Here is a 23,498-nt window from a genome sequence, read left to right as displayed (position 1 = left end):
CGGCTCGATTCTTGGCGCCCGTTGGTAGGGTGCGCCGGAGAGGATTGTCACATTATTTAGATCTCAAGGAGGAGACATGGGCACTATGCCTCATGGCAGCGGCCGGACAGCGGACGGGAATCTGGACTTTGTTCCGGACCCGTCGCTTCCGGCCACGTCCCTGGATGATTCCGTCCGGGAAGCGGAAGACCGCAAATGGACTCCGGCCAAGATTGCCGTCTGGGTTGCCATCGCGCTCCTGGGTGGAGTGGCCTGGTTCATGTTGGCCGTTGTCCGCGGCGAAACGGTCAACGCCATCTGGTTCGTCTTTCATTGCGGCCCAGATGGGGTATCTGCCCGGCACCATCTGGATCATCATCGGCGTCGTCCTCGCAGGAGCCGTCCAGGACTATCTGGTCATGTTCTTCTCCATGCGTCGCGGCGGCCGGTCGCTGGGCCAAATGGCCCGCGAGGAACTAGGCGTCATCGGCGGCACCGCCGCCCTCGTGGCCACCCTCCTGATTATGGTGATCATCGTCGCCATCCTGGCGCTCGTCGTCGTGAATGCCCTCGGCGAAAGCCCCTGGGGCGTCTTCTCGGTGGCCATGACCATCCCCATTGCACTGTTCATGGGCGTGTACCTGCGGTTCATCCGGCCCGGCAAGGTCATGGAAGTCTCGATCATCGGCTTCGTGCTGCTCATGGGCGCCATCATTGGGGGCGGGGCAGTTGCCGGCACCGAATGGGGTGCCGCCGTCTTCCACCTGGACAAGGTGACCATCGCATGGGGCCTTATCGTGTACGGCTTCATCGCCGCGATCCTGCCCGTGTGGCTGCTGCTGGCTCCGCGCGACTACCTTTCCACCTTCATGAAGATCGGCGTGATCGTGATGCTGGCCCTGGCCATCATCGTGGTGCGCCCGGAAATCACTGTCCCGGCCTTCAGCGAGTTCGCCGGCCGGGACAACGGACCGGTGTTCCCTGGCGCGCTGTTCCCGTTCCTGTTTGTGACCATTGCCTGTGGAGCCCTGTCCGGCTTCCATGCGCTGATCTCGTCCGGCACCACGCCCAAGCTCATTGAGAAGGAGCGGCAGACGCGCTTCATCGGCTACGGCGGCATGCTCATGGAATCCTTCGTCGCCATCATGGCGCTGGTGGCCGCAATCTCGATCGACCGCGGCATTTACTTCGCCATGAACGCGCCTGCGGCGCTGACCGGCGGCACCGTGGAAACTGCGGCGCAGTGGGTCAACGGCCTCGGCCTGGCCGGCGTCAACATCACTCCCGATCTCCTGGCGCAGACCGCTTCCAATGTGGGGGAGGAGAGCATCATCTCGCGTTCGGGCGGCGCGCCCACCCTGGCAGTAGGCCTCGCCCACATCATGCAGCAGTTCATCGGCGGCACAGCCATGATGGCTTTCTGGTACCACTTCGCCATCATGTTTGAAGCGCTCTTCATCCTGACCGCCGTTGACGCCGGAACCCGCGTTGCGCGGTTCATGCTGCAGGATTCCATCGGCAACTTCGTGCCGAAGTTCAAAGAAGCCTCCTGGCGGCCAGGAGCATGGCTCTGCACGGCGGTCATGGTCGGCGCGTGGGGTGCTGTGCTCCTGATGGGCGTCACGGATCCGCTGGGCGGCATCAACACGCTGTTCCCGCTGTTCGGCATCGCCAACCAGCTGCTGGCGGCCATCGCGCTCGCGGTCTGCATGGCCATCGCGGCCAAACGCGGTGCGTTCAAGTACCTGTGGATCGTCGCGTTGCCGCTGGCGTTTACTGCCGTCGTCACCATCACGGCGAGTTTCCAGAAGATCTTCTCTGACGTGCCGGCCGTGGGTTACTTCGCCAACAACGCCGCCTTCTCGAAGGCCCTCGCTGACGGCAAGACGTCCTTCGGCACGGCGAAGACCGTGACGGCCATGGAAGCCGTGGTCCGCAACACCATGATCCAGGGCTGGCTATCGGTGATTTTCGTGGTGCTGAGCATCGTCGTCATCGTTACCGCGCTGGTGGCCACGGTGAAGGCGTTCCGCAACAGCGCCGCCGGCGTTCCGAATGCCGACCACGAGGACACGCCGCAGCCGTCCCGCGTCTACGCTCCGGCCGGATTGATCCCCACTCCCGCCGAGCGCGAGCTTATGGCCGAGTGGACCAGGCTTCCGGCGGACCAGCGCTTCGAGAGGGCGGGCCATCACTGATGGGCACCGGGCAGGGAACTGCGGCGCCGGGGTCCGCAGGGCACGGCTCCGCCGGACCGCAGAACGCCGTTGCCGCGGGCTTACGCGGCTTCGCCCGGTACTTTCAGGGCGTCATGGGCGCGGACGCGTATGCGAAGTACCTGGAGCATCACTCGGCCGCCGGCCAAGGCACTCCGCCCATGGGCGAGCGGGAATTCTGGCGCGACCGGACCGACCGCCAGGACAGCAACCCGCAGGGGCGGTGCTGTTGAGCAGGCGGGGGCGACCCCGTGGCTGGCCGGCACCCGCCAGGCGTACTGGCGCCGAAAACGGGGTTTCGCTACGGACGAAACGAAATCCAGGTCAAGGAGCTTCATTGACTGGACTCGGCGTTCCGGGCTCGTGAGAGTATGAACGCATGAGCGATCCGAACGACACTCAAACCGCCCGGGCGGCCGCCACCGATGCCGGTTCACAGGCCGGGTCCCGTCCCGGTGAGGACGTCCCCGTGGAGGGCACCACACTTGACCCTGACGCGGTCCCGGCAGGTGGCAACTACGCTTCGGAGCCGTCGAAGCCCAAGGGCAGCAGCCTTCAGGACCTGGTGGATGAGCCCGCCAAGGTGATGCGGATCGGCACGATGATCCGGCAGTTGCTGGACGAGGTGAAGTCGGCGCCCTTGGACGACGCCGCCCGCGGCAGGCTGGCGGAGATTCATGAGCGCTCCATCAAGGAACTCGAGGACGGGCTGGCCCCGGAACTCGTTGCCGAGCTGGAACGCATCAGCCTTCCGTTCCCGGACAATGCCACGCCGTCCGACGCTGAGCTGCGGATTGCCCAGGCCCAGCTGGTCGGCTGGCTGGAAGGCCTGTTCCACGGCATCCAAACCGCCGTTGCTGCCCAGCACGCGGCCCGGGATCATGCCATGGCCCAAGTGCAGCTGCGCCAGCTTCCGCCGGGCACTGTCATCGCTCCCGGCGTGGTTATGGGAGAGAACGGGGAGCCCCAGCGGGCCAAGGCTCCGCAGCCGGGATCCGATCCGCTCAAGCCTGGGCGGCAGGAAGACCCTGACCACGGTCCGGGTCAGTACCTGTAGGTTCGGCTTGGGGTTTTTTACCGCTGCCCGGCAAGGGCGGAAAGACGACGCCGAACTCGGTAAAGGGCTGTGGCGGCGAGCCCACGACCGCTTCCACCGGGGTCTGGACCGCTACCACCAGGTTCTTGAAGGCGTGGAGGACGAGCAGCTCTATGGCGAACTCGTCGAGATCGCGAACCAGCTGGCGGAGCTGTCCGGCCGCGTCCGGCAGGTCTGCGTTGAGGCGCAGCGGCGCTCTCCCAGCGACGGGCTGGACATCCCGCACGCGCTGTCCGGCGTCCACCGCGCGCTGTCGAAGGCGGGAAACTCGCTGGCGGCCACGGCCGAAGCCGCGGCAATGCTCCGCCTCGCCGTTGGTCCCGTTCCCGTGGGCGCGGCATCGGTGTGGCGGCGGGCCGAGACGGTCTTCGAGCAGGTGGCCGACGCGGAGCGGCAGCTCGCCGAAGCCTGACCTGGCCCAAGACCGGGACAGCTGTCGCCCGGTCGCCCGGCGGGCATGCAAAAAATTCCCGGATTCCGGGTGTTAAGCGCCTAGCTTAGCTTCCGGCCATTGCGTGCACCGAAGCGGGAATCGTTGGCAGGATGGACAGATGACTTCTTCACCGACACTGACATTCAATGACGGCAATACCATTCCCCAGCTCGGCTACGGCGTGTGGCAGGTCGAGGACGATGTAGCTGAAAAGGTCGTCTTCCAGGCGTTCCAGGCGGGGTTCCGCCACATCGACACGGCCAAGATCTACGGCAACGAGTCCGGCGTGGGCCGCGCCATCGCGAGCTCCGGGCTGTCGCCCGAGGAAATCTTCATCACCACCAAGCTGTGGAACGCGGACCAGGGCTACGAGTCCACGCTGGCGGCGTTCGAGGAATCCCTGGAGCGCCTGGGCCTCGAATGCCTTGACCTGTACCTGATCCACTGGCTCCAGCCGAAGCAGGACAAATACGTGGACACCTGGAAGGCGCTGATCGAGCTGCAGAAACGCGGCCGGGTCAAGTCCATCGGTGTTTCCAACTTCACCGTTGAGGGCCTGCAGCGCGTCATCGATGAGACCGGAGTGGTGCCGGCCATCAACCAGGTGGAACTGCATCCCTTCTTTAACCAGGCCGAGCTCCGGGAATTCAATGCCTCCAAGGGCATTCTGACCCAGGCGTGGTCCCCGCTGGGCCAAGGCGGTGAGCTCCTTGAGGACGCCACCATCACGGCAATCGCGGACAAGCACGGCGCCACTCCCGCGCAGGTTGTCATCGCCTGGCACCTGGCCATCGGCAACGTGGTCATCCCCAAGTCGGTGACCGAGTCACGCATCCGCGAGAACTACGATGCGCTGAACGTGACGCTTGACGCGTCCGACGTCGAAGCCATCAACGGCCTGGACCGCACGGCGGCGGGAACGGGACGCATCGGGCCGGACCCGGCCGTGTCCGACTTCGCCTGACCTTTAGCCGCGCAGGCCCCGCCCGCTGAGCTGATCCACCGGATCTGCTGCAGTGCAGCTGACCTCAGCCGGGCGGGGCCTTTGCTGTCCAGATGGCAGCGGCGGTTAAGCCGCTGCTTTGGCCTGCTGGGCAGCCACGGCATCAACGACGGCCCAGTCGTGCTCGCCGGAGAGGCAGCGGCTGGCGAACCGTTCGGCGTCGGCTGCGGTATCGAAGACCTCGGTCCGGACCCGCCCGCAGTCGGCTTCAAAGTACGTTACGTGGAATTCCTGGTTCATTTCCATGACTCAATGGTGCAACCGGGGTCTGACATTATTTGTCCTTCAGTCCGGTGTGTTGCGCAACCGGAGCACCCGTTCCTTCGCCAGCATGGCCGTTCGCTTGCTCTTCTCGGCGGCCCTGGCTGACTGCTTCGCCTCGGCAGCTGCCGTTTCAAGGTCCTTCCGGACGGCTTCCAGGGAGTCTTCCGCCTTCCTGAGCCGCTGTCTTGTCTCGCGCACCTCGGCCGTGAGGCGGGTGAACTCCGCTGCCGCGTCCTGCAGGGTTTCGTCACGGGACTCGGCCTCCGTGGCGGCTGCCTGAGCCGCGGCTTCAGCCTCGGCGAGTGCCGCCAAGGCTTTGTCCAGGACCGACGGCGATGAGGGGCGGGGCGTCCGTCGCACCGCCTGCATCCGCGGTTTCTCAGGCCCCTCCGGCGGCTGCCGGCGGCTGACCTTTGGAGGCGGCCCCGCATGCCCGCCGGTGACCCGCGGGGGCTGCTGCAGCGGCCCCAGGGCGGCAGGAACCGCAACTGCGCCGCTGAGATCAACCTGGTCCACGCCGTCGGCCGTGAGAACCCGCAGCAGCAGCCCGCTCTGTACGGCAGCCGCGGCAGCCGTGTCGGCCGTGGCGGCCCGCAGGGTCTCTTCCACCTCCGAGGCCACCGCCCCGCTAATGGAACGGCCCTGCTCCTCTGCTGCGCGCCGGGCGGTATTCACGGCCGCTGCAAGAAGCTTGCGCCGCTCCCGGGACAGCTCCCGCAGGGCGGCGGCGTCGAGCGCGGCCTGGGCCCCCTGCATCGTCTGCCCGAGGTCGCGGAGCTCCCGCACCGCGTCTGGCCGGTGATGCGCCAGCATATTGACAGTCCAGGCTGCGATGGAGGGCTTGGGGAGTGCCTTGATGGCCTGGGCCAGCGGTCCGTTGGACTCTGCTGCCGCAGCCTTCCCGGCCGCAGTGCGGGCAGCCACGAATTCGTCGAAGGGCAGCGCATACAGGCGTCCCGCAACGTCCGCCAGTTCCTGCTCCTCCATGCCAGCCATCTTAGGACGGCATGACAGGAAAAGCCGGGCACCCTAGCCGGCTTCCGGACCTTTAGGCCGCGGTCCGGGGAGGTGGCCTTGGCGGTTAGCTTCGCGGACCAGCAGCCGGATGTTCGCGAACAGCACCGCCTTAGCAGCTTTCGGATCGGGCCAGTGTCCACGGTTCAGTGCGCGTTCAAGGTCCCGACAGTATGCTTCGAGACGAAGTGCTCCTGCCATGGCGGATGTTGCTCTCAGGCTCACCAGTGCCTCGGCGGCTGAGTCCGCGTCGTGGCCCGCTAGACCGCGAAGGATTTTTGCGGCGCGGACGGGCAGCATCTGCAGGTACTCGTCCATGAACGTATGCGCTGCGGCGGGGCCGGCTTCGTCCGCAAGAGACTGCAGGGCGCCGCTGTCCAGCACTGGCACGTCGTTCTCGTCTGTCACAGCAGCCCCCTAAATCCCGAGAAGAGCCGCGACGCTGCTGCACGGCTCTTTGAATAGTCCAGGGAGGACCTCAAGACCGTGGAAGAGTTCCCACAGGATCCGATCAAGAGTGGAAATATCGGCGGCCAGAAGAACTAAGCGCGGATGGGTACGGCAACCGTCAGTGCGGGACAGGCGTTCCGCCCCGGCGCCTGCGGGGTCTGCGGAGCCGGTCGGTCAGTGTCGCTAACGGCCGGATGAGGGTCCTGTGCAGGCCGGAGGCCACGGCATTCAGGAGAAGGAGCGCCAACTGTACAGCCCCGGCCAGAAGCAGGAGGAGGGACAGAATGATGAAGGCGGGCAGAAACATGATGAAGACGGCGATCATGGTCGCGAAGTAGCCAAGACCGTAGCCGACGAGCGTCGCCTGGTCCACCGGGATTCCATTCCAGCTGAGGGAGTTTCCGTGCTGCCGATTCCATCTTGCAGCGTTGGTGATGTGGCCCCCGGCCGCTTCCGCAACCGGGGACCACGTTGCGGGAGGGACAATCCGTGCGCTGTCTGCTGCAGGTGCGCGACAATGCGCCTTGGCGTACTTTAGAAGCCCACCGCCCAAAAAACAGCCTTAGCGTGTTCCGGCATCCCATCCCGGTCCATGAGGCGATCTGATGTAGCTGACCTTCGCATAATCTCCTTTGAAACCTCCCGATAAGGCTGTTCTAGCACCGCTGGGACGGCCTGACAATAAGATTTTTTGGGCTACGGAACCGCCCGCTGGCGGTCACCCTGCGAAGCCCAGCGTGCAGAACTACGGGAGGCACCTGTGCGTTTCCGGTGCGTGCGCCACAGTTCCGGACCAGGCCGGCCCGCGCGCTCGGGCGCATTGAAAGGGCCGACGGCGGCTGGGGGGACCGCCCTGGTCTCAGACAGGCGGCTCCGCCGCCGGCCCAGCCCCGGTGATCCACTTCTTATTATCGTCCCTGCCTGCAATTCCGGCGAGGGGCACTTCCAAACGTGGCTACGATCGGGTGGTTCGCACGGCTCCTCGAAGCGCGATCCCTGACGCGGCCACCACCGGGACCAGGCTCAGCAGAACAGCGATGGTGTTGGGCCGGAACACGAGGTGGCCGCCGCTGGCGCGGCTGTAAGCTCCAAGCGGGAAGACGAAGCCGCCTCCGCCGCCACCGGATGCACCGCCACGGCCGCCGCCTTCTGCGTTGGTGCCGCCGCCGAACCCGAAGGACACCAGGGCAACGGGGAGCAGCTCTGCGCCGCCGACCTGGACCGGAGGGCCGTACGCCCGGGACACGCCCACGTTCTTGAACGCTTCCAGCAGAGAAGAAAAAGTATCAGCCATGTCATCACTCTAGGCACCGGCGCCGGCCAACTCCATGGTGGCAATCCGAGGCTGATGACCTCTTGATGCACCAGAAGGGTGCAGCCCGCGCTCGAGCTGCACCCTTCTGAATTCTGCAGAGGACTATTCCTTGAAGGCGTCCTTGACCTTTTCGCCGGCCTGCTTCACGTCCGACTTTGCCTGGTCGCCCTGGCCTTCGGCTTTGAGGCTGTCATCGCCCGTGGCCTCGCCGGCAGCTTCCTTGCCCTTGCCGCCAAGCTTTTCGGCAGCGTTTCCGATCTTGTCATCCAAACCCATGGTGTTTCTCCCTACGGTTGGCTCCGCGGCGGGTCCGCCGGCGGCTTACCTTTTTACCCTAGCCCAGATCCTCGTCTAATACTAAGCATGCTGACTGCTCCGGCCGCCACCGGCCCATCCTGCGGCGGCCGCTGCACCTCTGGACTCGGGTGATAAGTAGGCTTACGATTAAATCGCGTAACGGAGCCTTTGGGCTCCGGGGGGCAGCCCAATTTGGGGGAGGCCTCGAACGCCGTCGGCGGCGTGTCTCACCGGCTAGCCCCAGTGCGAACCGCCGCCGACACCACAGCTGCTAGGCCGACTCTCAGTCCTTGCGTCGGGGGAGCACCAAGAGGGCATCCCCGACGGCGCGCTGTCCGGCTGCGCCGGAGGGGGTTGACGACCTTCCCGTCCACGACCATGGTGGTGGGGGAAGTTGCCTACGTAAACCTTGGAGCCGCCCCCTCAATTCTGGGCGGCACTGATGCAACCCTCGGTGCCAGATCCCGCGGTTATCCCATGATGTGCAGGCAAGACTGGTCCTGTCCTGGAATTGAAGGTGCCGCGACCTGACAACCAGAACGGCCGGGTCCGGACGCGCTCCCCCAGCAGCACCGGACCCGGCAACTCCAAGCCAGGCGTGCCAAAGCGACTCCTGTCGTAGGAGGATTCAGGCATGGCAGCTGAGACGCTCAAGCCGGCGCGACGGCAAAGATGACCCAGAGCAAAGCTGCGACGACGGCCGAGGAGATCATCGACCTCCGCGTGACGGGATGGGACGGCAGCTCGATGCCCTCGTCCCGCAGCTGGCGTGTCTCCAGGACGGCGGCCCGCATCAGTGGAACGAAGACGGCAGCCAACACGGCCACCACGAGCAGCTCGCGCCAGGGCTGCACGATGCCCGTTGCCTCCAAGGCGGATCCCAGCAGCGAGCCGAGCAGTAAGAACCAGAAGATCGCCCAACCTGCCAGTCGCCTCCGTTTCGGCGGCATGCCCTCGAGCGAATCCGGCGGCCAGTCCTGCCACTCGTACTTGTTGTCGTCCCTGCCTGTTCCCGCGGCCATGGCCATAGAGTAGCGGTGTTCCGACTGCTACAGTCTGGCCATGGTCAGCTGGTTCAGAAGCAAGGCCCTCAGCCAGGGGGAGCTCAGCTACGCCAGGGCCTCGATGATCGTCCTTGCCATCCTCAACCTCCTCAACGCGGCCCTGACCATCTCGGAGCATGAGGCCGAGAGCCGCGTTCCGCTTAGCGCCTGGGGATCCATCGGGATTTCGGTCTTCTGTGTCATGGCCGCGACCTACTACCAGAAGCGCCTGGATCAGGCACGAGCTATGGCCGGGATCATGCGCGACCCGGATCGGGCTAAGGAACAACTGGGCTGACCTCGGGAAAGCGTCAAACGCCCGGCCTGCGCAGTCGGGTGGCGGCCAGTGGCCGAAGGTCGAGGCCCGTCTGCATTCCGCGGCCGCATCATCGAGAGCCGATGCTTGCCAGGGATGTTTAGGGCAGACTGGTGGCGTGAGCGGAATCCGGTGGGTGTTACACGTCGATCTTGACCAGTTCATCGCGGCGGTCGAAGTGCTCCGGCGGCCGGAGCTTGCGGGCAAGCCGATCATTGTCGGCGGTCGGGGCGACCCCACGGAACGAGCCGTGGTGTCGACCGCATCCTACGAAGCCAGGGCGTTCGGCGTGGGTTCCGGAATGCCCTTACGCATTGCGGCCCGGAAAGTGCCCGACGCTGTGATCCTGCCCGTCGATCAGGAGGCTTACCTCGCGGCGTCTGAAACGGTGATGGCCACCCTGCGCGCGCAGCGCGGGGCCACCGTGCAGGTGCTTGGTTGGGATGAAGCCTTTATAGGCACTGAGACAGAGAATCCAGAATCCTACGCCCGGCAGGTGCAGGCCGCCGTCCTGGAGCGAACACAGCTGCATTGCAGCGTTGGCATCGGCGACACCCTGGTCCGAGCCAAAGTCGCCACCGGTTTCGGCAAACCGGCTGGCGTCTTCCGTCTCACTTCCGGGAACTGGCTCGACGTCATGGGCAGTCGGCCCACCAAGGACCTGTGGGGCGTCGGGACCAAGGTGTCGGTCCGGCTGGCCAAACTCGGCATCAACACAGTCGCGGAGCTCGCCGCGTCCGACCCCCAAGACCTGGTTCCGGAGTTTGGCCCCAGGATGGGTCCTTGGTACGCGGAGCTCGGACGCGGGGACGGCGCCAGCGTTGTGGACGACACCCCGTGGGTTGCCCGCGGGCATAGCCGGGAGACCACCTTCCAGCGGGACCTGACCGAGCCCGCCCAGGTGGACGACGCCGTGAGGGAGCTGACAGCGCATGTCCTTGAGGATGTTGTGGCGGAAGGACGGCCCGTGGTTGGGCTGACCCTCAAGGTTCGGTACGCGCCGTTCTTCACCAAAACCCACGCAAGAAAGATTCCCGAGACATTCGACCGGAACGAAATCCTCGCGCGAGCCTTGGACCTCGCAGCCGGAATCGAAGCGGGCCGTCCGATCCGACTCCTGGGCCTGCGGGCCGAAATGGCAATGCCCGACGATGCCCGAAAGGGACATACGCCCACGCGCGGCGGTTGGTGAAAGTGGGTATGCCCTGTGCCTGCCCAGGCAATTCCCCACAATCAGCAGAAAACCCCGCATCCCCGCTGTATCAGCGGAAATACGGGGTTCTTCTCGAGCTTCCTATCAGAATCGAACTGATGACCTTTTCATTACGAGTGAAACGCTCTACCGACTGAGCTAAGGAAGCACCGCACTAAACAACCAGGAAAACCCGGCCGGTTCATGCAAGAGTCAACTGTAATCGAGTCCCCGCGCCCGGGTCAAAATGACGTGCCGCGAAGGCCGAAATCGGACTGCGCACGGGCCTGCCCGGCTGAACGGCCAAGTCAGCAGACGGTGTTGTCCGCCGGCTTCTTGCCGTCAACGAGGTAGTTGTCCACGGCGTTGCTGATGCAGCTGTTAGACCGGCCGTACGCCGTGTGGCCCTCGCCCTTCCAAGTCAGCAGTGAGGCGTTGCCCAGCTGTTTCCGGAGGGCGCTGGCCCACTCCACGGGCGTGGCGGGGTCACCCGTGGTGCCGACCACCACGATCGGGGAAGAGCCGCTGTACTCGACCGGTGCCGGCGTCCGCAGGTTCTTGTAGGGCCAGCTGGCACAGTTGGCGCCACCATACGCGAAGAAGTACCCCAGGGTGGGGGACACCTGGCGGAGCTGCTGCTCTTCGGCCCGCATGGCCGCCGGATTGCTGTTCGTCGGGTAATCCAGGCAGTTGATCGCGCCGAAGGCCAAGGCTGTGTTGGACGTGTATTTGCCGTTCGGTGCACGGTCCGCGCCCAGATCCGCCAGGCGCAGCATCAGGCTGACGTCGCCCTTCATGGCCGCGTCCAGGGCCTGGGTCAGGGCAGGCCAGCTTTCATTGCCGTACATCGGCACGATCAGACCGCTGACGAACGTGTTGCCGCCTACGGTACGGCCGTCCTTGGCGGTGCGGGGTGTCGCGATTACGGACCGGATGATGTCGTGGATCTGCCGGATACCGTCGTCCACGGTGCCGCTCAGGGGGCAGCCTTCCTCGTTCAGGCAGTGCGCAACGTAGGCGTGCAGCGCTTTGTCGAAGGCCTTTGCCTGGCCTGCAGTCAGCTCTTCAGCGCTGAGCGACGGGTCGAGGGCGCCATCGAGGACCATCCGGCCCACGTTGTCGGGGAACAGCGAAGCGTAGGTTGAACCGAGGAAAGTTCCGTAGGAGAACCCCATGTAGTGGAGCTTGGAGTCATTGACCACGGCACGGAGGACATCGAGGTCCTTGGCCGCGCTGACGGTGTCGATGTGCCCCAGTACGGGGCCGGTCTGCTGGGCACATTTCGCCGCGATGGCCTTGTTGTCGGCGAGGAGAGCGGCCAGGCCGGCGTCAGTTTCAGGAGAGTAGATCTTGGCCCGGGACTCGTCCCGTTCGTTGTCCGTCAGGCAGCTGACGGGCGCCGAACGCTTGACGCCGCGGGGGTCGAAACCGATGAGGTCGTAGTTGGCCCGCACCTTGTCGGAGAAGTGGCTGTTTCCGGCGTCCCTCACGAAGTCGTAGCCGGAGGCACCGGGCCCGCCCGGGTTGACCAGCAGACTGCCCTGCTTGTTGGCTCCGGTGCTGGCGATCTTTAGGGCCGCGATTTCAATCGTTTCGCCGTCCGGCTTCGCATAATCCAGCGGCACCTTGACCTTGGCGCACTGCATCTTGTCCTCGCACGGCCCCCACACCACCTTTTGGGAGTAAAAAGCCTGCAGCCCTTTCGGAGCTGCCGCCGCAATGGAGGGGTCCGCCTGCCCTGTGGAATTCCCCTGCGAGGCACCGTCCTTGGACAGCCCCAAGAAGCTGCACGACGTCAGGAGCACGACCACCGCCATGGCTCCGGCAGCCCGCAGCGCCGTAGCGAAGGAGCGCGATCGCGCGGTCAGGGGAAGTGTGGACATCATGCGGTACTCCTTGGGCAGAGGCGTTAGGCGTCGTCGGGCAGGTGGTCTGTGGACCGGAACCTAAATCAGGCCCGCGGCCATCGCCTCTATGGTCAAAAGCGGTGCAACGTTCGTGGTGGTGATGCGTTTACGCGCCTTGTTGATGGCATCCATCCTGGCGAGGGTGACCTCCGGGCCCGAGCCGGCTGCGAAATCTTCCAGCTCGCTCCTCAACTCAACGTTGACGAGTTCCACGGAGTTTCCCATCTGGATGATCAGCACATCCCGGTAAAAGGACAGGAGATCGGTCAGCGTCCGGTCCAGGGAATCAGTCACGGAGCGCTTCGCACGACGCTTCTGGTCATCTTCCAGCTGTTTCACCTGGCTGCGCATGGCGGGCGGCAGCGTTCCGGACTCGGGGGCACCCAATGTGGCCAGCAGGGAGGCCTTCTCGGCGGCGTCCCGCTCCTCATTGGAGCTGTTGGCCTCCTCGGTGGCGATCTTGACCAGTTTATCAGCCATCATCACAGCGGCCGTAATGCCCCGGAGGCCCAGCGGGAAGCGGACTGTTTCCAACCGCCGTTCCCTGGCCTCGGCGTCGCGGGCCAGGCGCCGGGCAATTCCCACGTGACTCTGCGCCGCGCGGGCCGCGCGTTCGGCCACCGCCGGATCCACGCCGTCGCGCTTTACCAGCAGCGCCGCGACGTCGGCGGCCGGCGGCAGCCGCAGTGCCACTGCCCGGCACCGGGACCGGATGGTCACCAGGACATCCGCGGGGGAGGGGGCGCAGAGCATCCAGACGGTCCGCGGGGTGGGTTCTTCGATGGCCTTCAGCAGCACGTTCGTGGTGCGTTCGGCCATGCGGTCGGCATCCTCCACCACGATGATCCGCCACCGCCCAGACGAGGGCCTGTTGCCGGCCGTGGAAACGAGGTCCCGGGCCTCCTCGATGGTGATGGTCACCTTTTCGGTGCGGACGAAGGCGACGTCGGCGTGGGTTTCGCCGAGGATGGTCCTGCAGGCGTGGCACTCGCCGCAGCCACGCAGGGAGACGTCGTCCTGGTCACAGTTCAGCGCCGCGGCAAAGGCCTTGGCAGCGTTTGAGCGTCCCGAGCCGGGAGGGCCGGTGAACAGCCACGCGTGCGTCAGTCCTTCGCCCGTGGCTGCCTGCTGCAGCTGGGCGACGACGGCGGACTGGCCCTGAAGGTCATCCCAAACTGTCATCGCGGGGCCCTGCCGGGAGCGGCCAGAAGCCGGTTCACACGGTCAAGGATGGAGGCGGCAAGCTCATCCACGGACAACTGCGCCTCAAGCACCAGGTAACTGTCCGGCCGCGCTGCGGCGAGGTCCAGGAATGCCTGGCGGATCCGGGCGTGGAATTCGTCGGCTTCCGATTCCAGCCGGTCCTCCTGGGCGTCCCCGGCCGTGCGGCGGCTCCGGCCGTCGGCCGGATGGACATCCAGCAGGACGGTAAGGTCCGGCTGCAGCCCCGACGTGGCCCACTCGTTGATGCTCCGGACGGCGTCTGTGCCAAGATCCCGGCCGGCCCCCTGATAAGCCACGGAGGAATCGATGTAGCGGTCAGTGAGGACCACTTCGCCGCGCTCCAGGGCAGGCCGGATGACCTGGCTGGCGTGCGCGGCACGGGAGGCCGCGAAGATCAGCGCCTCCGTAAGCGCGTCGATGTGGCCGTGGCCGTGATCCAGGACCAGAGAGCGCAGTTTTTCGCCAATCGGCGTGCCGCCAGGTTCCCTGGTCCGCAGCACGGTCAGGCCGCGTGATTCAAGCGTCCCGGCCAGCCGGGCGGCCTGCGTGGACTTGCCGGCGCCGTCACCGCCTTCGAAGGCGATGAAAAGTCCGGGATTCTGATTATTCACTGGTCCAGCCTACCGACAATCACTGACAGGAAGCCGCGCCAGTAGCCGCTTTTCCGCCCAGCAGGTGCCCAACGTACGCTTTGTTCATGAGCCTTTCCCAACAGCACGCCGCGTCCCTTTCGGCCGAGACCGTAGTCGTGGCCGCCGGCCGTCCTGCCCGCGAACACGACGAGCCTGTCAACCCGCCCATCGTGCTGTCCTCCACATATTTCGGCACCGGTGCGCTGGATGACGGCGACCGCGGCTACGGCCGCTACGCCAACCCCACCTGGGATCCGTTCGAAGAAGCCCTGGGACAGCTTGAAGGCGCCACGCTGCCGGGCCTCCTCTATGCTTCGGGACTGGCTGCCGTCAGCTCCGCGCTGTCCCTCATTCCCGCGGGCGGTGTGCTGGTCATGCCGTCCCACAGCTATTCGGGCTCACTGCTCATGGCGGCCGAGCTGGCAGAAAAGGGCTTCATCGAGCTCCGCACGGTTGACATCGCGGATACGGATGCTGTCATCGAGCTGCTCGCCCCGGCGGGAGGAAAGCCCGCGGACATGCTCTGGCTCGAGAGCCCGACGAACCCCATGCTCGGCATCGCGGACATCCGGGCACTGACCCAGGCGGCGCACGACGCCGGAGCAATCGTTGTCACGGACAACACCTTCTCCACGCCGCTGGTGCAGCAGCCACTCAGCCTGGGGTCCGACGTCGTCCTTCACTCGGTGACCAAATACCTGGCGGGACATTCCGACGTGGTGCTGGGCGCCCTCGTCACCTCGAACGCGGAACTGCGGGAAACCCTGCTCCATCACCGCATCATCCACGGCGGAATAGCGGGCCCCTTCGAGGCATGGTTGGCGCTGCGCGGGCTGCGGACGCTTGCGTTGCGGATCGAGCGCTCGCAGGCTTCGGCCGCGGTGCTCGCCGAAAGGCTCAGCACCCACCCGCAGATCGAAAGCGTCCGGTACCCCGGCCTGGCGTCGGATCCGGGACATGACCGGGCCAAGTCCCAGATGTCCGGCTTCGGGTCCGTCCTCTGCGTCCAGGTTGCGCCCGCCGGAGACCTCAACGGCGCCGATGCCGCAGACAAGCTGGTCCGCTCGCTCCAGCTCTGGCTGCCGGCCACCTCGCTCGGCGGCGTGGAATCACTGATTGAACGACGACGGCGGCACGCGGCCGAGCCGGTCAGCGTTCCGGAGAATCTGGTCAGGTTGAGCGTCGGCATCGAAAACGTCGAGGACCTTTGGTCCGATTTGCAGCAGGCATTGGACGCTTTGGACAGTTAGGCTGGTCGGGTGGACGGAACAGTACTGATCAATGTCGTTGAGAGCACGGTCTACTACATCCTGGGACTGGTGGCGCTGGTGCTTGAGGTGTGGGCCTTCTTCGACTGTGTCCGCCACAAGGCCAACGCTTTTGAGGCTGTGGGCAAAAGGACCAAGGCCTTCTGGCTGGCATTGACCGGCGGCGGCGTGGCCGTCGGCGCGCTGTCGGTGCTGGCCGGCGGAGGAGGCGGACTCATCGGGCCGCTCGGCCTCTTCGGCCTGGCCGCGGTGGTGGCTGCATCCGTCTACCTGGCGGACGTCCGCCCGGCGGTGAAGGACGCCGGCCGGGGCGGCAGCCGCAACATGGGCCCGTACGGCCCCTGGTAACCGGAGTCCGCTCGCTGGTGGGGCGCCCGTCGAAATCCGGATCAGTCCGCTGATCCCAGCGGCGCCACTGCTTCCCAGCTGACGGTAAGTTCCCCCAGCCGCCAGCGTGACGGTCCGTCCTTGACCGGCCACCCGCCGTCGAGCAGTGCCTTGCACATGGCCGTCCACCGCTGCCGGTTCCCGAACGACGCAAGGGGCGCCGACTCCAGCCACGCTTTGTCCATGGCCTGCAGCAGCCCGTGGATGCGCTCACCCGGAACGTTCCGGTGGATGAGCGCCTTGGGCAGGCGTTCGGCTACCTCCGAGGGCAGGTCGAAACTGCCGAAGCGCACGGACATGCTCAGCGTAAGCGGGCGTTCGGAATCCAGCGCAATCCAGGTGACGCGGCGGCCGATCTCGTCGCACGTTCCGTCAATGAACAGCCCGTCCGGCGCGAGCCTGTCCTGCACCAGACGCCAGATACCTGGAACGTCGGCCTCCTCGTATTGCCGGAGCACGTTGAACGCCCGCACCAGGACAGGCTTTCCCGGCACCGGGAGTTCGAACCCGCCCACGACGAAGCTGAGGCCGGGACGCTCGAGCGATTTGGCCGCCCGCACCCGCTCAGGCTCGATTTCGATGCCGCAAACCCGTACATCGGGCCGGACGGCGGCGAGCCTTTCGAAAAGCTCGACGGCGGTGGCGGGGGACGCGCCGTACCCCAGGTCGACCACCAGTGGGTCGTCCGCTGACCGGAGCCGCCAGGCCTGCGGCCCGGCCAGCCAGCGGTCCAGCCTGCGCATCCGGTTGGGATTGGTGGTGCCCCGCGTTACGTTGCCCACCGGCMGGCCGCGGTGTCCGCGGTTGCCAGGGTTTGTCGCCACCCGCTCTGCTTTCTGCACCACCGCCCCAGACTATCCAACGGCGCAGCACGGAATGTAACGCTCGGCGTCGGCGGCCTCTGCTCGGCTAGGATGAAAATCATGACTTACAAGCTGATTCTGCTGCGCCACGGCCACAGCGACTGGAACGCCAAGAACCTGTTCACCGGCTGGGTGGATGTTGACCTCAACGACCAGGGACGTCAGGAGGCACTCCGCGGGGGAGAGCTCCTGGTTGAGCACGACGTGCTCCCGGACATCCTGTACACGTCGCTCCTGAAGCGGGCCATCAACACCGCCAACATCGCCCTGGACAAGGCCGACCGCGGCTGGATTCCTGTCAAGCGCGACTGGCGACTCAACGAGCGTCACTACGGTGCCCTGCAGGGCAAGGACAAGGCCCAGACTCTCGCCGAATTCGGCGAAGAGCAGTTCATGCTTTGGCGCCGCTCTTACGACACCCCGCCGCCGGTCCTGGACGATAGCTCTGAATTCTCCCAGGTGGGCGACCCCCGCTACGCCGACCTCGGTGACACCATTCCGCGCACGGAGTGCCTGAAGGACGTTCTGATCCGTCTCATGCCGTACTGGGAATCGGACATCAAGGAAGACCTCAAGACCGGAAAGACCGTCTTGGTCACCGCCCACGGAAACTCCCTGCGTGCGCTGGTCAAGCATCTTGACGGCATCAGCGACGAAGCGATCGCCGGCCTGAACATCCCCACCGGCATCCCCCTCGTCTACGACCTGGACGAGGACTTCCAGCCCATCAAGACGGGCGGAACCTACCTCGACCCCGAGGCTGCCGCCGAAGCCATCCAGGCTGTGGCCAACCAGGGCAAAAAGTAAAGTAAAGCGGACGACGGCGGCTGGTCACCTCAGGTGACCAGCCGCCGTCGTTTGCTGTTAGGCCGGGAACCTCAGCCGTGCTCGATGCTGCTGTTCGGGTGCCAGGCGCCGGTCACGAGATACGTGACTTTCTGGGCCACGGACACGCCGTGGTCGGCAAATCGCTCGAAGTAGCGGCTGGCCAGGGCCACGTCCACGGTGGTGGCAGGGGATTCCTGCCAGTCGCTGCGGGCGATCGCCTTGAATACGCTCAGGTGCAGGTCGTTCACCGCAGTGTTGGCTTTGAGGATGTCGCGGGCAACTTCAAGATCCCGGGTCTCCAGCAGCTCGGTGAGCTTGGTGGCGATCTGGATGTCCTGTTCAGCGAAGCTCTTGAAGGTCTCCGTGAGCGACGCCGGAATCACCGTGGAGGGGAAGCGGAGACGCGCCAGCTGGGCAATGTGGCGGGCGAGGTCACCCATGCGTTCCAGGGAGGCGCTCATCCGCAGCGATCCGACGATCATGCGCAGGTCGCTGGCGACGGGACCCTGAAGGGCAAGGATGTCAATGGCGCGCTCGTCGAGGCTGTTCTGCAGGAAGTCGATCCGGGCATCCGCAGCGATGACGTCCTGGGCAAGGTCGACGTCGGCGACCTCAAATGACGTCGTTGCCTTGACGATCGCCTCGCTGACCAGCTTTGAAATCTCGATGAGGTCTTCGCCCACCTGGGCGAGCTCTTCCTGAAAAACCTTACGCACGTAGGCGTCCTTTCCTTAGAGATTCCGCCCCGCCGCCGCAGCGGCGGTCAGAATCTCGTGTCACCGTTCCGGCAGTCCAACTCGCCACTCTTCCAGCGCCGGGTGAACTGTTACGCACCTCTAGATGAACGTTAGCTGAATCCGGCCCGTTCTGGTCGTGAAGCGGCTGTTGGCGCTTTTTGAAAGCATAAGCTGGAGCCGTGGATCCAATGCTCATCGGTGTCATCGCCGGCCTGCTCGGCCTGTCGTTCGGCGTCTTTGGCGTGCTCGCGTTCAGGGTCAGTGAGCAGCAAAGGAAACTCGTGGACGTCGAATACGACGAGCCCGCACTGCCGCCGGGATCCGCCGAGGTGCTCGCCGTCGTCGGCAAGGCCTTCGTGGTGGTGGACGCCATCGATGGCGTGGTCCGGGCAAGTCCCGCCGCCTACGCGTACGGTCTGGTGCGCGGCCATACCGTGGTGCACCGCGAGCTCCTTGACATGACGGCGAATGTCCGCCGGGACGGTGTCATTCTGGAGAAGCGCCTCGAGCTGCCGCGCGGGCCTCTGGGGCAGGGGACCATCATCGTGCAGGTCCGGGCAGCCATGCTTGGGGAGGAATATATCCTCCTGCTGGCCGACGACCGGACCGAGATCACCCGCACCGAGGAGATCCGCAACGACTTCGTGGCCAACGTGTCCCATGAACTGAAAACGCCCGTGGGCGCCATTTCCCTCCTCGCGGAGGCGCTTGAATCGTCCGCGGACGACGAAGAAGCCGTTCGGCGGTTCGCCACGCGCATGCACAAGGAGTCAGCACGGCTCGCCGCCCTGGTGCAGGACATCATCGAATTGTCACGCCTGCAGGGCGCGGACGTGGCGCAGCAGGGCCACGCCGTGGACATCAATGACGTGATCTCCGAGTCCGTGGACCGTTCACAGCTGCCGGCCGAGAGCAAGAACATCCAGATCGTCATCGGCGGCCGCGTTGATGCAAAGGTCTACGGCGACCAGGACCTTCTCGTCACAGCCCTGCGCAACCTTATCGACAACGCCATCCGCTATTCACCGGAGAACACCCGCGTGGGGATCGGAGTGCGTGCGAAGGAAGGCCTGATTGCGATCTCCGTGACCGACCAGGGCGAAGGCCTGTCGGCCGAAGACCAGGAACGAATTTTTGAACGTTTCTATCGTGTGGATGCAGCACGTTCGCGGCACACCGGCGGCACCGGACTGGGCCTGAGCATCGTCAAGCATGTCATTTCCAACCATGGCGGAGAGGTCACCGTGTGGTCGCAGCCGGGGCAGGGGTCCACGTTCACCCTCCGCCTGCCTGAAATGGAAGGGCAATCGCCGAATGACAAAGAACCGAACGACGCCGCCGGCGTCCATAAACGAGGAGCTACCGCTTGAGCAGGATTCTTATAGTTGAGGACGAGGAGTCGTTCAGCGACCCCCTGTCCTATCTGCTGGGCAAGGAAGGGTTCGAGGTGGAGGTCGTCGACAACGGGCTGGACGCGATTACCGAATTTGACCGCAACGGGGCCGACCTCGTGCTGCTGGACCTGCAGCTGCCGGGCCTGTCAGGTACGGAAGTGTGCCGCCAGCTGCGCCAGCGATCCAGCGTGCCGGTGATTATGCTGACCGCCAAGGACTCAGAAATAGATAAAGTCGTGGGTCTTGAACTTGGTGCCGACGACTACGTCACCAAGCCGTACTCGTCACGCGAGCTGGTGGCCCGGGTCCGGGCCGTGCTCCGGCGCCAGGGGGAGCCGGAGGAACTTGTTTCCTCCACAGTGCAGGCGGGCCCGGTACGGATGGACATCGAACGCCACGTTGTCAGCGTCGGTGGCGAGCAGGTTTCACTCCCGCTGAAGGAATTTGAGCTCCTCGAGATGCTGCTGCGGAATTCAGGCAGGGTGCTGACCCGCGGCCAGCTGATTGACCGGGTCTGGGGTTCCGATTACGTGGGTGACACGAAGACCCTTGACGTCCACGTCAAACGACTGCGCAGCAAGATCGAACCCGACCCGTCCCTCCCGAGGTACCTGGTGACCGTCCGCGGACTGGGTTACAAGTTCGAACCCTAGAGCCGGCTCCAGCCGTGGCCAGCAGGTGTGACATGCAAAGTCTGACCTGGCAAAGAAGGAGGGGCTCCCGGGTGGGAGCCCCTCCTTCTTCAATACGTCAGGTGTGCGGTGGTCCGCTGACCGGCGAGGCGTCAGTGGCTTTCGCTGGGCGTCGGCGTGCTGCTTTCGCTCGGGGTTGCGGACTCACTCGGAGTTGCCGAGTCGCTCGGCGATGCCGTCCCGCTGGGGCTAGCGCCAGGAACGTACTGTGCGTACTCCTTGAGCGTGCCGTCAACGACGGGGATCTTGACGGTCTTGTTGACGTTGGTTCCGTCTTCGGTGGCCTTGACGTCCACGACGGCGCCGGGCTTGGCGCCGGCGGTGCTCAGGATGGCCTCGTCCGCGGAATTGTTGAGCAGCGTGTAGGAGTTCTTCTTCACCGACACCTCAGTCTGCGAGCCCTCGGCTCCGTTGAGGGTGAGCTTGACGTCCTTGGAAGAGGAGTTGTAGACAGCGCCGATCAGACGGCCGGGCTGATTTTCGCCGGAAGCAACGATCAGCATGTTCCGCAGCTGCAGCGGGCCAACGTCGGAGCGGGTTCCGTCGGAGGCGGCGTACTGCTCGGAGGTCTGCTGGGCGTTGATGTAGCTGCAGCCCGTCAGTGCCAGCAGTCCGACGCTCAGGGCGGCAGCCGCCATTGCCAACTTGCCGTGCTGGCCCCGGTTCATCGCAGTGAAACGCACGTCACGCACTCCTAGAAAGTCTTGAAACAGTTTTCAGCCATAGCCTATCGGCAAACGGGGCCAAACAAGGATTCGGCCAGTACACATAAGCGCCCGCTTCGGAACCTCCTGCGGAGCGAACCAGGCTCGCTGGCTACCCGTGCGTAACGCTTGTCGGCGGGTGGCGGATGCACTATTATCCGCTTTCGTCAAGGGGTCTGAGCGGCTGATTCGGGCCATTTTCCGCGGATTCTCGCGGTTCCGGACCCCGATCCGTGCCAGTCATATGCCTTAATCGTGATAAACTGGTCTGCGGGAAAGGGGAAAGTCCACATGGTTTTTGAGGTCGGCGAGACAGTAGTTTACCCTCACCACGGTGCAGCAAAAATTGAAGAAATCAAGATGCGCACTGTCAAGGGCGAAGAGAAGATGTATCTCAAGCTCAAGGTGGCTCAGGGTGATCTGACCATTGAAGTTCCAGCAGAGAACGTTGACCTCGTTGGGGTACGCGACGTAGTGGGCAAGGAAGGTTTGGAGCACGTATTCGATGTGCTCCGGGCCGAGTTCACTGAAGAGCCCACCAACTGGTCGCGTCGTTACAAGGCAAATCTGGAGAAGCTTGCTTCCGGTGACGTTATCAAGGTTGCAGAGGTCGTCCGCGACCTGTGGCGCCGGGATCACGATCGGGGCCTTTCCGCAGGCGAGAAGCGAATGCTGGCCAAGGCACGGCAGATTCTGATTTCAGAGTTGGCTTTGGCTGAAAAGACCGACGAAGAGAAGGCTGCAAGCGTTCTCGACGAGGTTCTGGCTTCCTGAGAATTGAACCCCGGTGGCAGAAATGCCGCCGGGGTTTCTTTTTGCCCAAAAACACCAACTGCGCGTAATGGGCTGGGGCGGCCGGCCGGGACGTAGGCTAGACCGCATGAGCGATGCACCCACGCGCCCCGTCACCGCCGTCATCCTGGTCGCCGCAGGATCCGGGCAGCGGCTTGGCTACGGCATGCCGAAGGCCGCCGTGCCGCTCGGCGGCGACCCCATCCTCCTGCACGCCCTCCGCGGGATCGTCGCCGCCGGCGTAGCAGGCCAGGTCTGCGTGGCGCTGCCCCCGGGAGATGACGGGCTGCGGCAGATGCTGGACGACTTCCGGCTGGAGCTGGCGGATGGCGGCCCGCTCCTGACGACGGTCGACGGCGGGGCCACCAGGGCGGATTCCGTCCGGTCGGCGCTGGCCGCCCTGGAGGACGGGACCGAGGCGGTGCTCGTCCACGACGCGGCCCGTGCGCTGGCCCCCGAGTCGGTATTCCATCGGGTGGCTCAGGCGCTGGCCGCCGGAGCCTTGGCTGTCATCCCGGTCATCCCGGTGGTGGACACCGTCAAGACCGTTGCGGCCACCACCGGCGAAGACTCGGACATTGCCCCCGAGCTCGTGACGGGAACTGCCCCCCGGGACGAACTGCGGGCGGTCCAGACCCCGCAGGGTTTCAGCTTTGCAACCTTGAAAGCGGCCCATGAGGCCGCCCTGCAGTTTGACGAAAGCCGCGCGGCCGCGGTGACTGACGACGCCATGCTGGTGGAGCTTCTCGGCGTGCCGGTCCACGCCGTGCGCGGAGCCAGCCAGTCCCTGAAAATCACCACCCCTTTGGATCTCATCATTGCTGAAGGCCTCCTGGAGGGTCCCCTGGGTGCCCGCTGGGTGGAGGGCTGAAGAGCGTGAGCGTAGAAGAGCCGACTGAGGCAGCGAGGATGATCCTGCCCCGCACCGGCATCGGCATTGACGTGCATGCCTTCGCCCCGGAAAGTGAACCGCGGGCGCTGTGGCTGGGCGGGTTGTTGTGGGAGGGAGAGCAGGGGCTGGCCGGCCATTCCGACGGCGATGCGGTGGCCCATGCCGCCGCCGACGCCCTGTTCTCCGCGAGCGGGATCGGCGATCTTGGTACGCATTTCGGCACGGACCGGCCGGAGTTGGCAGGCGCCTCCGGCGTCACCCTGTTGGCTGAAGCGGCCAGGATCGTCCGGGCTGCGGGCTTTGAGATCGGCAATGTCGCCGTCCAGTTCGTGGGGAACAGGCCCAAGTTCGGTCCCCGCCGCGAAGAGTCGCAGCGCATCCTGACTGAGGCCGCTGGTGCTCCGGTGAGCGTCACGGCCACCACCAGCGACGGGCTCGGCTTCACAGGCCGCGGGGAAGGTATCTCCGCCGTCGCCACTGCACTCGTTTACCCGGCTCTCTAGCTGTCACTCCACACGGCCGCATCGCCTAGGCTGGAATACAGCACCGGCCGCACCCAG

27 protein-coding genes, 1 tRNA gene and 1 pseudogene are annotated in these 23,498 nt (G+C 65.2%); 15 read left to right on the top strand and 14 right to left on the bottom strand.

Features of this window, described 5'->3' with window-relative positions; all coding sequences use genetic code 11:
- Positions 1-76 precede the first annotated feature (76 nt).
- The 5 genes and pseudogenes from AC1D14_RS17805 to AC1D14_RS17785 all read left to right on the top strand — a co-directional run bounded on the left by AC1D14_RS17805 (position 77) and on the right by AC1D14_RS17785 (position 4,688).
- Positions 77-2,177, top strand: a pseudogene (locus AC1D14_RS17805) (carbon starvation CstA family protein).
- Positions 2,177-2,428, top strand: coding sequence for a YbdD/YjiX family protein (locus tag AC1D14_RS17800; protein WP_230119945.1), 252 nt, complete (start codon positions 2,177-2,179; stop codon positions 2,426-2,428). The pseudogene AC1D14_RS17805 and the gene AC1D14_RS17800 overlap by 1 nt, the downstream one beginning before the upstream one ends.
- Positions 2,429-2,574: 146 nt before the next feature.
- Positions 2,575-3,252 carry a bacterial proteasome activator family protein gene (locus AC1D14_RS17795; protein ID WP_230119944.1) on the top strand — a complete coding sequence of 226 codons (678 nt, stop codon included), beginning with the start codon at positions 2,575-2,577 and terminating at the stop codon, positions 3,250-3,252.
- 7 nt (positions 3,253-3,259) lie between these two features.
- On the top strand, positions 3,260-3,703 hold the full coding sequence (locus AC1D14_RS17790; RefSeq protein ID WP_230119943.1) for a hypothetical protein: 444 nt from the start codon (positions 3,260-3,262) through the stop codon (positions 3,701-3,703).
- A gap of 139 nt (positions 3,704-3,842) precedes the next feature.
- Entirely contained in the window at positions 3,843-4,688 is an 846-nt protein-coding gene (locus tag AC1D14_RS17785) for an aldo/keto reductase (protein WP_476882231.1), read from the top strand.
- A 105-nt stretch (positions 4,689-4,793) separates the two neighbouring features.
- On the opposite strand, the gene AC1D14_RS17780 is transcribed toward AC1D14_RS17785, so the two are convergent.
- From AC1D14_RS17780 to AC1D14_RS17750, 7 genes are all read right to left on the bottom strand, one after another.
- A complete protein-coding gene (locus AC1D14_RS17780) occupies positions 4,794-4,973 on the bottom strand; it encodes a hypothetical protein (protein WP_476882230.1) in 180 nt (59 codons plus the stop codon).
- A 39-nt stretch (positions 4,974-5,012) separates the two neighbouring features.
- Positions 5,013-5,978, bottom strand: a complete 966-nt coding sequence (locus tag AC1D14_RS17775; RefSeq protein WP_476882229.1) for a hypothetical protein — start codon at positions 5,976-5,978, stop codon at positions 5,013-5,015.
- 42 nt (positions 5,979-6,020) lie between these two features.
- A complete protein-coding gene (locus AC1D14_RS17770; RefSeq protein ID WP_230119939.1) occupies positions 6,021-6,413 on the bottom strand; it encodes an Hpt domain-containing protein in 393 nt (130 codons plus the stop codon).
- Positions 6,414-6,573: 160 nt separating this feature from the next.
- Positions 6,574-6,828 (bottom strand): hypothetical protein, encoded by a 255-nt coding sequence (locus tag AC1D14_RS17765; RefSeq protein ID WP_230119938.1) that lies wholly within the window; start codon positions 6,826-6,828, stop codon positions 6,574-6,576.
- A 582-nt stretch (positions 6,829-7,410) separates the two neighbouring features.
- The gene (locus AC1D14_RS17760; RefSeq protein ID WP_230119937.1) at positions 7,411-7,749 is read right to left on the bottom strand and encodes a hypothetical protein; all 339 of its coding nucleotides are present in this window, start codon (positions 7,747-7,749) and stop codon (positions 7,411-7,413) included.
- 123 nt (positions 7,750-7,872) lie between these two features.
- On the bottom strand, positions 7,873-8,046 hold the full coding sequence (locus tag AC1D14_RS17755; RefSeq protein ID WP_230119936.1) for a CsbD family protein: 174 nt from the start codon (positions 8,044-8,046) through the stop codon (positions 7,873-7,875).
- A gap of 671 nt (positions 8,047-8,717) precedes the next feature.
- Positions 8,718-9,089 carry a hypothetical protein gene (locus AC1D14_RS17750; RefSeq protein ID WP_230119935.1) on the bottom strand — a complete coding sequence of 124 codons (372 nt, stop codon included), beginning with the start codon at positions 9,087-9,089 and terminating at the stop codon, positions 8,718-8,720.
- A 40-nt stretch (positions 9,090-9,129) separates the two neighbouring features.
- Here AC1D14_RS17750 and AC1D14_RS17745 point away from each other — a divergent pair, with 40 nt between their 5' ends.
- Positions 9,130-9,408 (top strand): hypothetical protein, encoded by a 279-nt coding sequence (locus tag AC1D14_RS17745; RefSeq protein WP_476968897.1) that lies wholly within the window; start codon positions 9,130-9,132, stop codon positions 9,406-9,408.
- Between the two features lie 136 nt (positions 9,409-9,544).
- Positions 9,545-10,618 carry a DNA polymerase IV gene (locus AC1D14_RS17740; protein WP_476968896.1) on the top strand — a complete coding sequence of 358 codons (1,074 nt, stop codon included), beginning with the start codon at positions 9,545-9,547 and terminating at the stop codon, positions 10,616-10,618.
- A 96-nt stretch (positions 10,619-10,714) separates the two neighbouring features.
- Here the strand turns inward: AC1D14_RS17740 and AC1D14_RS17735 are convergent.
- The 4 genes from AC1D14_RS17735 to tmk form a co-directional block, all read right to left on the bottom strand.
- A tRNA-Thr gene (locus tag AC1D14_RS17735) sits at positions 10,715-10,787 on the bottom strand.
- Between the two features lie 139 nt (positions 10,788-10,926).
- On the bottom strand, positions 10,927-12,501 hold the full coding sequence (locus AC1D14_RS17730) for an alpha/beta hydrolase (protein WP_230119963.1): 1,575 nt from the start codon (positions 12,499-12,501) through the stop codon (positions 10,927-10,929).
- 63 nt (positions 12,502-12,564) lie between these two features.
- On the bottom strand, positions 12,565-13,707 hold the full coding sequence (locus AC1D14_RS17725) for a DNA polymerase III subunit delta' (protein ID WP_230119933.1): 1,143 nt from the start codon (positions 13,705-13,707) through the stop codon (positions 12,565-12,567).
- Positions 13,704-14,360, bottom strand: coding sequence for a dTMP kinase (gene tmk, locus AC1D14_RS17720; RefSeq protein ID WP_476968895.1), 657 nt, complete (start codon positions 14,358-14,360; stop codon positions 13,704-13,706). The genes AC1D14_RS17725 and tmk overlap by 4 nt, the downstream gene beginning before the upstream one ends.
- Positions 14,361-14,446: 86 nt before the next feature.
- On the opposite strand from tmk, the gene AC1D14_RS17715 reads away from it, so the two are divergent.
- Positions 14,447-15,631: a trans-sulfuration enzyme family protein gene (locus AC1D14_RS17715; RefSeq protein WP_230119931.1), complete on the top strand. Its 1,185-nt coding sequence runs from the start codon at positions 14,447-14,449 to the stop codon at positions 15,629-15,631.
- Positions 15,632-15,640: 9 nt separating this feature from the next.
- Entirely contained in the window at positions 15,641-15,997 is a 357-nt protein-coding gene (locus AC1D14_RS17710) for a DUF2516 family protein (protein WP_230119930.1), read from the top strand.
- A gap of 41 nt (positions 15,998-16,038) precedes the next feature.
- Here AC1D14_RS17710 and AC1D14_RS17705 read toward each other — a convergent pair whose 3' ends face one another.
- Positions 16,039-16,881: a class I SAM-dependent methyltransferase gene (locus AC1D14_RS17705; RefSeq protein WP_476968894.1), complete on the bottom strand. Its 843-nt coding sequence runs from the start codon at positions 16,879-16,881 to the stop codon at positions 16,039-16,041.
- A gap of 78 nt (positions 16,882-16,959) precedes the next feature.
- On the opposite strand from AC1D14_RS17705, the gene AC1D14_RS17700 reads away from it, so the two are divergent.
- A complete protein-coding gene (locus AC1D14_RS17700) occupies positions 16,960-17,706 on the top strand; it encodes a phosphoglyceromutase (protein WP_476882226.1) in 747 nt (248 codons plus the stop codon).
- Between the two features lie 71 nt (positions 17,707-17,777).
- Here the strand turns inward: AC1D14_RS17700 and phoU are convergent, their stop codons facing one another.
- On the bottom strand, positions 17,778-18,443 hold the full coding sequence (phoU, locus tag AC1D14_RS17695; RefSeq protein WP_230120756.1) for a phosphate signaling complex protein PhoU: 666 nt from the start codon (positions 18,441-18,443) through the stop codon (positions 17,778-17,780).
- Positions 18,444-18,652: 209 nt separating this feature from the next.
- On the opposite strand from phoU, the gene AC1D14_RS17690 reads away from it, so the two are divergent.
- Both AC1D14_RS17690 and AC1D14_RS17685 read left to right on the top strand, forming a co-directional pair.
- The gene (locus AC1D14_RS17690; RefSeq protein WP_230120798.1) at positions 18,653-19,834 is read left to right on the top strand and encodes a sensor histidine kinase; all 1,182 of its coding nucleotides are present in this window, start codon (positions 18,653-18,655) and stop codon (positions 19,832-19,834) included.
- Positions 19,831-20,511, top strand: coding sequence for a response regulator transcription factor (locus AC1D14_RS17685; protein ID WP_230120758.1), 681 nt, complete (start codon positions 19,831-19,833; stop codon positions 20,509-20,511). Before AC1D14_RS17690 ends, AC1D14_RS17685 begins: the two co-directional genes overlap by 4 nt.
- A 131-nt stretch (positions 20,512-20,642) precedes the next feature.
- Here the strand turns inward: AC1D14_RS17685 and AC1D14_RS17680 are convergent, their stop codons facing one another.
- Complete coding sequence (locus AC1D14_RS17680; protein ID WP_230120799.1) at positions 20,643-21,218, bottom strand: hypothetical protein; 576 nt, start codon at positions 21,216-21,218, stop codon at positions 20,643-20,645.
- 327 nt (positions 21,219-21,545) lie between these two features.
- Here AC1D14_RS17680 and AC1D14_RS17675 point away from each other — a divergent pair, with 327 nt between their 5' ends.
- The 3 genes from AC1D14_RS17675 (at position 21,546) to ispF (ending at position 23,441) form a co-directional block, all read left to right on the top strand.
- Positions 21,546-22,028, top strand: coding sequence for a CarD family transcriptional regulator (locus AC1D14_RS17675; RefSeq protein ID WP_026266570.1), 483 nt, complete (start codon positions 21,546-21,548; stop codon positions 22,026-22,028).
- A 106-nt stretch (positions 22,029-22,134) separates the two neighbouring features.
- Positions 22,135-22,917, top strand: a complete 783-nt coding sequence (gene ispD / locus AC1D14_RS17670; RefSeq protein ID WP_230120760.1) for a 2-C-methyl-D-erythritol 4-phosphate cytidylyltransferase — start codon at positions 22,135-22,137, stop codon at positions 22,915-22,917.
- A gap of 38 nt (positions 22,918-22,955) precedes the next feature.
- Positions 22,956-23,441, top strand: coding sequence for a 2-C-methyl-D-erythritol 2,4-cyclodiphosphate synthase (ispF, locus tag AC1D14_RS17665; protein ID WP_230120806.1), 486 nt, complete (start codon positions 22,956-22,958; stop codon positions 23,439-23,441).
- The last annotated feature ends 57 nt before the right edge of the window (positions 23,442-23,498 follow it).

The sequence above is a fragment of the Arthrobacter sp. P1_B11 genome (assembly GCF_056406715.1).
The sequence above is the reverse complement of the archived record's forward strand: the minus strand, read 5'-3'. Positions and strand labels throughout refer to the sequence as shown.